This is a genomic window from Burkholderia sp. AW49-1 (genome assembly GCF_053427845.1).
This window is the reverse complement of sequence record NZ_JBSAXF010000029.1, coordinates 54,054-67,134: the sequence shown is the minus strand read 5'-3', so window position 1 is coordinate 67,134 and position 13,081 is coordinate 54,054. Positions and strand designations below refer to the sequence as shown.

Annotated in this window: 6 protein-coding genes; all 6 read right to left on the bottom strand. The window is 63.8% G+C overall.

Annotated features, from left to right (window positions below):
- Positions 1-1,755: M12 family metallo-peptidase (locus ACV22W_RS28365; protein WP_448022784.1), on the bottom strand; the 1,755-nt coding region annotated here is incomplete at its 3' end.
- Positions 1,756-2,495: 740 nt separating this feature from the next.
- On the bottom strand, positions 2,496-3,656 hold the full coding sequence (locus ACV22W_RS28360; protein WP_448022783.1) for a TerC/Alx family metal homeostasis membrane protein: 1,161 nt from the start codon (positions 3,654-3,656) through the stop codon (positions 2,496-2,498).
- 476 nt (positions 3,657-4,132) lie between these two features.
- Positions 4,133-6,406, bottom strand: coding sequence for a hypothetical protein (locus ACV22W_RS28355; protein ID WP_448022782.1), 2,274 nt, complete (start codon positions 6,404-6,406; stop codon positions 4,133-4,135).
- A gap of 355 nt (positions 6,407-6,761) precedes the next feature.
- Complete coding sequence (locus ACV22W_RS28350; RefSeq protein WP_448022781.1) at positions 6,762-9,803, bottom strand: ATP-binding protein; 3,042 nt, start codon at positions 9,801-9,803, stop codon at positions 6,762-6,764.
- A gap of 42 nt (positions 9,804-9,845) precedes the next feature.
- Positions 9,846-10,070, bottom strand: a complete 225-nt coding sequence (locus tag ACV22W_RS28345; RefSeq protein ID WP_448022780.1) for a hypothetical protein — start codon at positions 10,068-10,070, stop codon at positions 9,846-9,848.
- A 381-nt stretch (positions 10,071-10,451) separates the two neighbouring features.
- Positions 10,452-13,079, bottom strand: coding sequence for a TolC family protein (locus ACV22W_RS28340; RefSeq protein WP_448022779.1), 2,628 nt, complete (start codon positions 13,077-13,079; stop codon positions 10,452-10,454).
- Positions 13,080-13,081: the final 2 nt, after the last annotated feature.

Sequence of the window (13,081 nt, the reverse complement as noted above, 5' to 3'; positions counted from 1 at the left end):
CTGCACAGGAACCGGCTCGCCGCTGCGCACCTGAGCAGGTACCGTGAGGGTCGCCGTGATCGGCTCACGGGATGGGTGTGCCTCGACCTTGACTTGCTTGCTTTCGGAAAGACCGGCGTCATTCGTCACCACCACTTTGAACGTATAAACGGTCGGCTCGTCAACCCCGGGGATATGCACGACGGCCCGAGCCTTGTCGCTGTCGTCAATGGCTAGCGCGGGCAATCCGCTGAACTGACTCCATGCAAACCGCAATGTTCCGCCCGACGTATCGGTCGATCGAGACGCATCTAGCGTGACCGACCCAGCCCCGTCAATCGCGGTTGGCGATATCGTTGCGACGACCGTTGGGGGTGTGGCTTGCACCGGCGGCGGGTAAAATGCGGCGACAATCTCGCGCCTTTCATTGAGTCTCCGTGCAACATTCTCGAATTGCGCCGAACCCATTCGCACACCCTCATACGTTTGGTCCGGATTCGACCAATACAACACTCTCGGGCAGGCAGGCTTGCAATCATAGGACATGATCGTTCGCCACCGACCAGGCAGCTTGAATCCATGAACATAGGTTGGCACTTTCGGTTCTTTGCCGATATACTGCTCGAGATCATGGCTCGCCCCTATGTTGTGCGCCATCTCGTGAGCGAACGTATATTGCGCGATCGCGTACGAATCCCGAACCACCGAGAATGCCGAAGTCTTTGTCGCATTGTTATAGGCAGTGCCGTTCGATACACTGCTCGCAGCCAACATGACAACCAGATCAGCCCGATGAGCCTCGCGGAATGCGTGCACCGGGCCTCCAAGCTGAGCGTCGGCGATATTTCTGATTTTTGCCAACATCTCGGAGTACGTTCCACTCTCGTTGTAATTCGCGTTGAATATTCCGGCATTTTCGAACGTGATATTGACATGACTGTTGACATTTGCATCGTTGGCCAATTGAATCGCCAGGGCCACGTTCGCGTCGACATCCGCCCATTTCTCGCGAACCTGATTCGTGATTACTGTCATGACTCGAATCGTGCTGTGTGAACTTCGCAGATTTCGAGGTACCACTGCGTTCGGTTCCGACGCGACTGCAGGAATATCGTCATCGTCGTGAAATTCCTCGCCGGGCGTGACCTGAAAAATCGCATGTTCGCCGTCTCCCACCGGCGCGATCTGGTAAAGCGAACGATCGGTGCGGATCAAACCCGCCACGTTATTCCCATGTCGAATCAGTGTCACCTCATTGAGCGCGTCGACGGGAACTTCATTTGTCGATCGCCACTTCATGTTGCGCTTGACCTGAACCTCACCGTCCCACGCCGAGATGCCATCCGGCTCGACACTATATCGCTGCTTTCTCGCCGTGACCGTCTTTCCTTCCCCCAAATCTATTTCTATATCCTGGCTGCGATCCGAGATGACACTCGGATCGATATTGACGAGTACAGGCCTGAAGCCATCCTTCTCCAATGACCGAATATATTGATCTGATACGCGCGCAATTCTCTGATGACCAGATACGCCTTCGATGCGCATCAATTTCCCCGGCTCCGCCGTTGCAGCAGCTGTCCCACCACACAGCACCAAGAAGGCACATACGACACCGGAGAATTTCAACCCGCGGATCGGAGATCCAGAACCAACTTGCCGATCATGCTCAACAGCGCAAGCATTGCTCTTAATCCCAATACAATTAAATAAGGCTTTCGCGCACTCAATAGCGCCAAAGGCAAAATCGATCACTTTCACAATACCCAGGATCATCGCCACACTCCCGGCATGAAATCATCATCGATAACAGGAAGTCGATATCGTTACGTCTTCCCGCAGCCCCTCAACTCCGAACGGCGCATGATCCAAAGCGCGGCAAGCCATTAAACATTGCCGCTCGACAGACCGGCGCACACATCATTCATCGACGATGCAACGCCCTTCATCGTTGCACCGTCACACGGGCCGAACGCACCGCACCGCGTCGCACGGCTCGATAACGGCGTCGGGCACACTGGCACGACACACCCGCGTCAGGCAATAGGGCGACCGTCCCGAGATATTTCGTTGCGCAAACCATTGAACGTCATTGAATACTAAATTTTATACGCGCGCCAGCCGATTTTTTCCCCCGCCGGTTTTCATCAACGATCAAACGGCCATGAGACCGGATTCGCGTGAATCTGAATCTCATTTCCGACACATTTTCGAAGTAAAGGGCTTGCGAAAATTGACGCCGTGCAGCATATCCTAGATGGTTGCCAATACACCTTCCTCCGTGAAACGTCGATCCATGCCAGTCGAATTTTTTGCAACTGCACAACGCGCATTAGGAGGAGCCCGATGACATGTCCGCTGCGCTTTATCTGATGGGTCATGGCATCGCCCTCGTCGGACAATCGCCTCCTCCCGGATACCGGGCCGTCGATTCCCGATCGTTCGTTCGCGAACACCCACGCACATCGAGGCCGGCAAACAACACCGGCCCCCGCTTCACCGCCCGTCATCCGACCTCACGCACGGGTATCCGGATCACCGGCGTCGGCCGGCGTCCGCTCCCCCGGAAAGATCAGGCTCGCCGCGATACCGATTGCCAGCACTGCGATCACGACAATCAGGCTCGTCGCGGGCGCAATGCCGAAGCCATGGCCGAAGATGTGATCGGTCGCGTTTAGTGCCAGCTTGGCCGCCACAAAGAACAGCAACGCCACGACCGCCTTCTCCAGATGGACCAGATAGCGCTTCAATGCTTCCAGCACGAAATACATGGTTCGCAGGCCCAGGATCGCAAACAGCATCGCTGAATACACGATCAGCGGTTCGCGGCTGACGGCGATCACCGCCGGCACGGAATCGAACGCAAACAGGACGTCCGACACTTCCGCCACGACAAGACACAAGAACAACGGTGTGGCGAACAGCGCACCTTTGGATGCGAGTTTCAGCGCACCGCTTTCCGCTTCCGCCGGATCGCGCGCGATTTCCGAGCGGCGCACGAAGAAGCGATTGCCCCACAGCTTTGGCCACACCGGGAAAAGCTTGTGCGTCAAGCGATAGGCAATGTGCGTCGAATAGTCCTCCTCCTTGTCGTCGTCACCACTGCTTCTGAGCATCATCACGGCCGTCCATGCGACGATCGCGGCGAACACGATTTCCACCCACGGGCCCAGCGCCAGCAGCCCGGTGCCGATCGCGACAAACACGAGACGGAAGACGATCGCGCCGACGATGCCCCAGTACAGCACGCGGTGACGCATGCCGTCCGGAATCTTGAACCACGCGAAAATCGCCATGAACACGAACAGGTTGTCGATGCTCAACACTTTCTCGAGCGCGTAGCCGGTCACGAACAGGCTTGCGACCTCGAAACCGTGCGCGACATACAGATAGCCGGCAAAACCCAACGACACCGCGATCCAGGCGATCGACCAGAACACGGCCTTGCCGAGCGGGACCGGCCGGTCGCTGCGATGGCACAGCATATCGACGACGAACGCGACGGCGGCCAGTGCAACGAACACCGCCAGCGTCGCGGGGGGAAATCCCAACGAGGCTCCAGACATGATTTGCTTCCATTTGACGTGATGAGATGTAACGCACGACGCCGGAACGCGTTTTCCGCGATGCCGGCGCATCCATTCCGGATGATCCGGGATGCGAAACATCCGGTCCATGGGATCGCATCAAGCCCGATCTCGTGCCGGTACGAAAAGTGGTCATCGCACGTCGACAGTGGTTCGCGCCGTCGCAAAAAAGCCCCGCTCGATTGCTCGAAGCGGGGCCGACTGAATGAGGAGCTGCTTACGCCAGCGACTCGGCACGTTACGGGTTCGTGCATCCGCCCTATCTTGCGGTCGGTTTCTGAACGGTTGATGAACTCTACTTTAAGGAATTCGGACCGCCGATGCTGTAGGTCCGGAATGAAACTGAATGGGACGAATCCGGAAAAGCGTCCGTTTCCGCTGCAGCACGCCTGCCGGCGCGCGCCGATCCGATGCTCATGTCGGCAAGCGTCGCCCCGGATGCCAGGTTCGACCCTGGATGGCGATCGGATGATGACCGAATCACGGCGACAACGTTTGGCAACCTCACAAAAAAGACCCGCACGGCATTCGCCGTGCGGGCCAACTCACTTCCCCTCGAAGCGTCCTTACACGTGGTGTTGCTCCAGCTCCGGCAGGAAATCGCCGCGTACGTCATACAGGTTGCCATACGACTCGGCCTCGACCGTTGCATCGGTCGTCTCGAATGCCGCACGTGCCGCCACCTCGTCCAATTCGACCACCGCGACGTCATCCAGCGACACGTCCGCGAACATCGGCATCCACTCGTTCGCGAACAGATCGCGCATGCTGAGCGACGCCAAATCGCCGACATGGTCAACCACCGTCAGGTGAAACGGTTCGCTGTCCGGCACGCCCTCGGCGCGAGCCACGAGCACGTGCTCGCCAACAAACAGCGCGCCCGGCGAAAACTGCCACAGCCCGGTGGCGTCCGCAATCGACGTACCGATCAGCAGATCGTTGTCGAACACCTCGACCGTCGCGTGACTCGGCGCATAGCCCATCAGATGAGGCTTCGCGTCGGTCACATCGCCGGAGTTCAGGGCCGCCTGCGCGTACCCGTCGCCGTCGTAACCGTGATCGATGCTGACGGACGGTTTCGCAAGCCGGTCGAAATCCAGCAGCAGCTCTTCGCGCATCAGTTCACCGGTGACGGGATCCAGCATGCCCGGCACGAGGATCTGCGCGTCGTCCGGCAACACACCGATCTCGGGTGCCGGTAACACGCCGACCTGTTGTTCGGGCACCGGCATCTTCCCGTTCGACGGAACGCCGGCCTCCTCCAGGTCGATCTCATGCGCGAGCTCGTCGACGATCGGCAGCACGCCAAGTTCCGGCATCGGCTTGACCGGCTCGACGACCAGCACGAACGACGCGCTCTCCGTCGCGCCCGCGACCTGCACGACCAGTTCGTGCCGGCCGATCGACAGCGGGCCGTCGAACTCGAACACCCAGTGGCCGTCTTCGTCGGCCATCACGGTACCGATCATCGTGTCGTTATCGTAGATCTCGACGATCGAATGACCGGGCGCACGACCGCTCAGACGCGGCAGCGTGCTTTCGTCGATCTGCCCACCGGCGGAGGGCTGCCCGTTCAGACCCAGCAAACCGTTCGCCGATACGTCAAGCGTGATCGGCACGAGCACCGTCGGCACCGCCACTTCGATGGCGACCGGCTCGCTCGGCACACCATCGACGACCGCCGTCAACACATGCATACCGGGTTCGAACGGCACCTCGGGCTGGAACGCCCAGTGGCCTTCCAGGTCCGCCTGCACGCGACCGATCTCGCGATCGTCGTCGAACAGCACGACCATGGCGCCGGCCGATGCCTTGCCTGCCAGCCGCGGTGCAGCATGGTCGGCCAGAATGCCGCGCGATTGTCCGTCGAGCCGCGTGAGCGTTTCGTCGTTCGCGAACTCGATCACGGCCGGCATCGCCGCCTTCGACGCCAGTTGCGCGAGGGCTGTCGGTGCGTCCGTTTCCACCACCAGCGTCTGGCTCGCCGGCACGCCGTTGATATACGCTGTGAGCGCGTGCGTGCCGACCGTGAGCGGCTGGCTCGTCTCGAGCGTCCACTGCCCACCGGCGCTTGCACGCGTGCTGCCGAGCAGGACGCCATTGTCGAACACGTCGATTTCCGCATGCTGTGGTGCGGTGCCATAAATGCGGGCCACATGATGGCCCGCGTCCTGCTGGCCAGTCGTCAGTTCGACGAACGGGTGCTCGAGCGGCTCGAACGCGATCGACGCGAGCAACGGATTGACCGCCGGACCGACCACCTCGAGCGAAAAAGGCTCGCTCGCCGGTACGCCGCCGATATACGCAGTCAGTGCATGCATGCCGATCGCGAGCGCTTGGCCCGGCTCGAACGTCCACTGACCGAGCGCATTGGCGCGCGTGCTACCGATCGCTTCACCGTTGTCGTAGAACTCGATGATCGTATCGGCCGGCGCCGTGCCCGACAGACGCGGCGTGCCGCCCGTTCGCAGTGCGCCGTCGGCGGCGCCATCCTGCGACGCGCTGATTTCGTCATAAGCGAAGTCGATCGACACAGGCAGATCGCGCGCCTGCGCACCCGCGGTCGCATCCGCGCGCGGCGCACCTTCCTCGGCGAGCATCGCAAATCCGAATGCGTCGCCGACACCCGATGCCGTGACGTCAATGTGGCCGGCGAACGAATCGTCCGGCGTCGCTTCCGGCGCACGTGCGGCCGTCGCCGGCTCGCCCGGCGCACCCGACGGGTCGACGCCGGGCATTTGCATGCCCTGGCCGTCCGCCGATGCGCTGCCGGCCGTCGTGCCGCTGTCGCGAGCGCCCGCGCGCTCGCCCAACGGCGTATCGCCCGGGTACTGTGGCATGGACGCATCCGCCGCCGCGCCACCGATAGGTGTAACGTGTTCGCCAGTCTCGTCGGAGACCGAACGCATCACGACCGATGAACTGAACACCTCGTTCATCCCGTTGTTGTTTTGCCTGTTCTGAATCGAATCCGGCACGTTTCTGTTCATGGAGTCCTCTTCCATCGGGAAGCCAATTTACCAATGGCGATCGGAACGCCGGATCCGTGATCTCGATCCACATCAGCCTGCCAATACGCCGCCTTCAACTACCTTTAAAACTATCTTGCATTCTCACGACATCCGCGCGGGTCGTCGTCGGGACCCGTACGGAATTCGATCGAACAGGTTCGAATTGTCGTGGTGGACGACGCGTTCATTGGCCGTCAACGGACACCGCGGTTCGCGCCAGCGCTTCCTCCAGCTGCTCATTCAGTCGGTCGAGCCTAGCCCGCAAGCCAGCGAAATTCGCCTCGCGCGCCGCCTGCTCGACGTCCGAGCAAGCGGCCACGACTGCCGCTTCCCGGACCATCGCGAACGCTCCCTTGATCGCATGCGCATTGCCGCGCACACGCTCGAGCACGCGATCATCGAGCGCCTTTGCCATCTCGTCCAGCAGACGCCGCGACTCGCGCGCAAGCACGCCATGCCGCTCGGCCGACAGCGATGCAACCACATCGACTTCGGTCACCCGTTGTCGACGCAATGCGGTGCCTGCGCCGCCAACGTGACGCCGGATCGCGTCGTCCAGCACGGACATCGACAGCGGCTTCGCGAGGACTTCCGTCACGCCCGCGTCGTGACAGCGCGCCAGTTCCGCCTGATCGCGCGTCGCGGTCATCGCGATCACCGGCATTCCGGGATGGCTGTCGCGCAGGCACATCGCGAGCATGCAACCGTCCATGTCCGGCATGTTGAGATCGGTCAGCACAACGTCACAATGCCGGCCCAGCAAGTGCCGGATGGCCGCGTGCGCGCCATCGACCACGTCGTACGCGTAACCAAGCGCATGGAGCTGGTCGGCAATCAATTCGCGGTTGAATGGATGGTCGTCTACCGCCAGCACGCGAACCGTCGTCTGTGTGTTCTCGTGCGCGCGACGGGCCGGATAATCGGAGGCGAGACGCTCGATCGGCTCCTGCAGACGCATCAACGGCAGCGTGACCCGGAACGTACTGCCCACGCCAGGCAGGCTGTCGACCGCGATCGTCCCACCCATCATCTCCACATAGCGTTTGCACAGCGCGAGACCGAGCCCGGTTCCGCCGAAGCGGCGGGCGATCGTCGAATCGGCCTGACCGAACAGGTCGAAGATCTCGTCGATCCGAGCCGGCGCAATGCCGATGCCGGTGTCCTCGACGGTCAGCGCGATGTCGACCGCCCCGTCCCCGCGCGGCCACTCGTCGACTTCGATCGTCACGCGGCCCGTCGATGTGAACTTGATCGCATTGCCGACGAGGTTCACGAGGATCTGGCGGATTCGCGTCGGATCGCCGAGATACCCTTCACCCACGTCGTCCCGAATCGCGACATCGAAGCCGATCGCCTTCTCCTGCGCCAGCGGCGCGAGTACGTCGACGGTCTGCGCCACCAGCTCGCGCAGGTTGAACGCGATCAGCTCGAGCGTCGTTTGCCCCGCTTCGGCCTTCGATACGTCGAGCAGGTCGTTGATCAGCGAGAGCAGTCCGCGCGCGGCGCGCGTGACCGTATCCAGTCGCCTCGGCGTGCGCTCATCGTGGCCACCCGCCTTCAGCAACTCAAGATGGCCGAGAATGGCATTGAGCGGTGTACGCATCTCGTGGCTCATCGACGCAAGAAACACCGTCTTGGTCCGATTCGCCGCATCGGCCGCCTCGCGTGCGTCCAGCGCCGCGCGTTCCGCGCGCTTGCGGGCGGTGATGTCCGACGCGACGCACAGTAGCGCGCTCGCCGATCGATAACGCGTGCGCACCATGCCGATGGCGAGATCGAGCGATTCGCCGCCCGGCACGGGTACCGTATATTCCCATTCGGAAGCGCCGGCCCAGCCGGCACTCTTGGCCGCCGCGCGCATCGCGAGATAGTGAGTGACGACGGCACGCGCCCCGGCTTCGCCGCCGAGCGCACGCAATCGCCGCATCGCATCGTTCTCCAACAACACGGCACCGTCGCGCAACGCGAACAGCCCGATGCCGACCGGCGCCAGCGACACAATCGTCCGGTTCAGGGCCTCGCTCTCGAACACATGTGACGAGCGCGCGAGCACCGGCCGGAACACCTTGCGATCGAACAGCACGAGAAGCCCCCACAACAAAGTGAGGACCCCGGCCATCGAACCGGCCCGCGCAAGCCAGTCGGGCGCGAGCGCCACCGCCATCGTCCGCCACGACCAGAAGTACGCCAGTACCCAGTCCGTGCCGGGCACCCGATCGCTGACCGTGAACACGCCGTCCCGATAGGCGTCGTTCAGTCCGTCGAACCCGCGGCGCCATTGGCCGCCGTTCATCGCACGCACGCTGAGCGTCGTATCGGCGTGCGTGACAAGACCTTCCGAATGCAGCACGGTGCGCCCGGCTCGATCGAGCATCATCAACTCGCCGGCAAGGCGGTGTTGCGTGAGCGTGTCGCGCAACGTCGCCGCCGGCACTTCGTGAACGAACACCGCGAAAACATCGCCGCCGTCGAATGCTGGTTGCACGACCCGCAGCACGGGGACCCCGGTCACCGGGTCGGGCTCGGGGTACCACCAGACAACGCCGCGCAACGTCGATTTCGTGTGTTCCGCACTCGTCGGAAGCCCGGCCGATGCCGGTGCCAGGCGATCGATCCACGTGCGCACGTCAGTCGAACCGAACAGGGCGGACAGCGAGGCCGCGCGTTCGGGCGGATAGATCGTCGCGAATGATTTGTCCGGGCTATAGAACATGCCCGCGACCGGCCGGCCGAGCTGACGCGCCGCCGCACTCATCACACTGCCCATACGCTCCGCGAGCGCGAGGTAGCGCGCATGGCCGGATGCGTCGCGTGCGGGCTCAGGCTCACCCAGCGCCAGCAACGGCGCGGCGCGGGCATTCGCATGCAATACGCTGCGACCGCCGTTCGCGGCAAACGCATCGACCACGTGTCGAGAAGCTTCGTCGCATTCCGCCCAAAGGACTTCGGCACTCGCAACGGTCCGCGAGAACATCGTCTGATGCATCTCGAGCTCGACACTCAGCAGCGAACGGACCGTCAGGAACGACGCGCGCTGCTGGGCGATATACTCGCGACCGGTGCTCCAGAGACCGTAGGCGGTCGCGCAAGCGATCACGATCGACAGCGCAATGCCACCGCCGTATAGCAGCGCGCGCTGGTAGCGGCCCAGCAAGCCGAGTTCGGCGTTGTTCGATTCGGAGTCGCTCGCCGCCGTCGAGGATTCCGGGATATGACAGTCCGGCATGAATTGAACCTGAAGCGCGGCGCGTGCCGCGAAGCCCGCGGATTACTCGACGGACATGCGCGGACGAAAATGCGCCGACTCCGGTCTGGCCGGATCGTCGATGCACTCGCGCCACTGCTTCAGCAGTTGGCGGCGTTTCGTTGGTGACGCGAGCAGATACTCGTTCATCGCGCCGTTGAAGGCCTGCTGGGCGTCGTCCTTCAGGTCGGCGAACGCGCAGAGCACGCGCATCACCTTGGACGACAGTTTTCTGTGAGGATCGGGCATTTAATGGCCTCTTGATTCATCGAAAGCCGACGGACGGATTGCTCCTTTCCGTCGACGCGCCTCGATACGGCGCCCTGGTCAGGCGGCACACCGGGTCTAGGTTGTTCTGAAAGCTCGCTCGGGTGGCAATCGACGTGTCGATCAGGTAAAGCGCGACGAGGAATGAAGATCGCGGGGCCGCTCCGGGGCCGCTGTCCACATGTCATTGTCCCGATTCACCTCACCGGGGAAATAAGACGAATTTCGATGCGCATCGGACAGGAACGATTTGTGTTTGCTGTCGAGGGGGGGCCGATGCGGTCGTTCAACATCACGCGTGCGCAAAAAAATCGCGGCGCATTCGATGCGCCGTGATTTTTTTTACGGGGAACGCACATCCCGTCAGACTCCCGGTTCGTTCCGTAACCACTCGGCCAAAGCACCGGCCGAATGGTGTTCACGGAATACGGCCAGGTAGCCATCGAAGCGGTTTGTGACTTCGGCGACGCGATTGCCGTAGTGCTCGCTCTCCGCGGTCAGCACGTCGAGCAGCGTTCGCTTGCCGAGGTGGTGCCACTGCTCGAAGAAGGCCTTGCGCACGCGATCGGTTTCCGTCGAAAGACCGCGATACAGGTCGGCACGTTGCAGCATCGTGTGCGCGTCCTGATCGGCGGTGCGCACCGCATACTCGAGATCGCGCCGCTGCTGCTCCATGCGTTGCCAGCTCGCCGTCGCGCGCGCGCTCGCCGCGTCAGTCGCGGCACTGGCCGAGCCCCCGCGAAACGCGCCCCAGTTCAGCGTCAGCATCGTCTGCCAGGGCTGCTGGCGACCGAGACCGTCCTTGCCCATGCCGGCGCTGACGACCCAGTTCACCTGCGGCAGGCCCGATGCCTTCACGGCCTTCGTGTTGAGATCCGCGGCGTCCGCCTCGGATTTCGCCTGCTGCAGGCTCGGGTGGACACCCACCTGGGACAGCAGTTTCGGCAGGTTGCCCGGCTCGATCGACCATTCGCGCGTGCGCGGAATCAGGACAGCCTCGTCCCCGACCAGCTTCTGCAGCGTGAGCTCCGCGTCGCGCACCTTGGCCTGCGCGGTGTCCCGCGACGCTTGCGCCTGCAGCAGCTTCGTCTTCGCCTGCGTGAGTTCGCTGCCGCGCCCGCGGTCGACCTCAACGATCTCGCCCAGCATCTTGACAAGCGTCGCCATCCGGTCGACGAACTGCTGGCTCAGGTCAACGATGTTGCGTTGCTTGCCGAGCTCGATCAGCGTGTTCGATACCTCGAACGCGGAATTGCCCAGCGCCGTGTCGTACGCGCGATTCGCGGCGTCCGACAGGAACTGGCGACTGCCGATCGTGTGCTTCGTGCGGCCCCAGTCGAACACATTGGTCGTGACGTTGACCGACAACGGGTTGCCGAAATTGCCACCGCCGTTGCCGCCGCCCGGCCCGAAATTCGCCGTCGGCGATTGCGAGCCGATGTCGATCTGCGGCCAGCGCTGCCCCTTCGCCTCGGCGACGTCGGCGTTCGACGCCTGGTAGTTCGCGTAGGCCTGGCGCACTTCCGGGCTGCGTTCGGCAGCCACCTGCGCGGCATTCCAGAAGATCTCGCGCAGCTTGTCGCCCGACAGCGTCGGCCCGGTGCCGTAGTCGTCGGACTCGGTCTCCAGCCAGCGCGCGAATTGCCCGGGCGTCCCGCTGGTCGGCGCGGCGCTTGCCTTGCCGCCACGCGCCTGCGGCTGCGCTGCCGGTCGGCCCGCGTCGATTGCGCGCGATCCGTCGTACGACCTGGGCGGCGCGGCAGCCTGAAGCGCCACCGCGGCAGCCGAGACGGCCAGCGGCTGCGTGCCGGCGGCCGCACCGGTCTTGCCCAGCGTCAACTGTCCAGCCGCCGGCCGGTCGACCGCGCGAGCGGCGTCAGCCGTCGCGGCCTCCCAACTGCGGGTAATCGCTGCGTCAGGCGACCCGACCGGCTTGAACTCGGCCAATCCGCCGCCTTGCGACGACGCGGCCGTGCGGCCCGGATTCGACAGTGGCGGTGTGTAATCCGGCGTCGCCAACGATGCGTTCTGTCGATGGTTCGCACGCGCGGCCGCCGCCTTCGCGGCTTGCGCATGCTGTACCGCTTCGGCTGCGCGTGCAGCCTCTGCCTGACGGCGTGCGTCGTCCGCGCGCTGCTGTTCGCGCCGCTGCGCTTCCGCTCGTGCGCGCTCGGCCTCGACCGCACGCGCCGCCTCCGCGCGCTGGCGCTCGGCTTCGGCACGTGCCAGTGCATCACGCTCTGCGGCATCCGCGCGCGCCGCCGCATCGCGACTTTGCGCCTCGGCCTCACGGGCACGCGCTTCCGCTGCCGCCGCGCGCTCCGCTTCCGCCCGGTGCGCCGCCTCGGCGGCTTCCAGCCTCGCGGCCGCCTGACGACGCTCTTGCGCCTGTCGCGAGGCCTCGGCGCGACGCGCTTCGGCCGCGTCGCGCTCGGCTGCCGCGCGCGCGGTAGCCGCCGCACGCGCCAGCTCGCCGCGATGGCGACGTTCGGCATCGGCACGCCGTTTTTCCTCGGCCTGCTCGCGAACGACTTGCTGGCGTCGGGCCTCGGCCTCGCGCGCCTCGTCCGCCAGGCGATCGGCTTCACGCGTTCGCGCATCGCGCAGCCGGTCGGCCGGACGGTCGCGCTCCATCTGCCGGAGCACGCGCTCGTCCATGTTGCGCCGCGCTTCCTCGGCCAGACGCGCCTGGCCGGCAGGCGACTTGATTTCCGCGAGCCGCCTCTCTTCGTCCGCGCGTGTCGCCGCGGCAAGCCTCGCCTCGCCCTGCGCGACGGTTGCCGCGGCGCTGGCGGGTACATCGGCCTGGGCCGGCGCGTTCGCCCACTCACTGACCGACACGTGCGACCGGATGCCGGCGACGCTTTGCGCGTGCACCACCTCGGCCATCACGAGCGGCGCGAGTGCGAACAGCGACGACGCGACCCATGCGATCGGTCTGCGCTTCGCGTACGGTGACGCCGTCGCGAGCTGATAGTTTCGTCCAGTCATGA

What these genes read in the sequence shown, in the direction of transcription:
- ACV22W_RS28360 (WP_448022783.1), bottom strand. Translation starts at nt 3,656, where the DNA reads ATGGACCGGATGTTTCGCATCCCGGATCATCCGGAATGGATGCGCCGG.
- ACV22W_RS28355 (WP_448022782.1), bottom strand. Translation starts at nt 6,406, where the DNA reads ATGCCACAGTACCCGGGCGATACGCCGTTGGGCGAGCGCGCGGGCGCT.
- ACV22W_RS28350 (WP_448022781.1), bottom strand. Translation starts at nt 9,803, where the DNA reads ATGCCGGACTGTCATATCCCGGAATCCTCGACGGCGGCGAGCGACTCC.
- ACV22W_RS28345 (WP_448022780.1), bottom strand. Translation starts at nt 10,070, where the DNA reads ATGCCCGATCCTCACAGAAAACTGTCGTCCAAGGTGATGCGCGTGCTC.
- ACV22W_RS28340 (WP_448022779.1), bottom strand. Translation starts at nt 13,079, where the DNA reads ATGACTGGACGAAACTATCAGCTCGCGACGGCGTCACCGTACGCGAAG.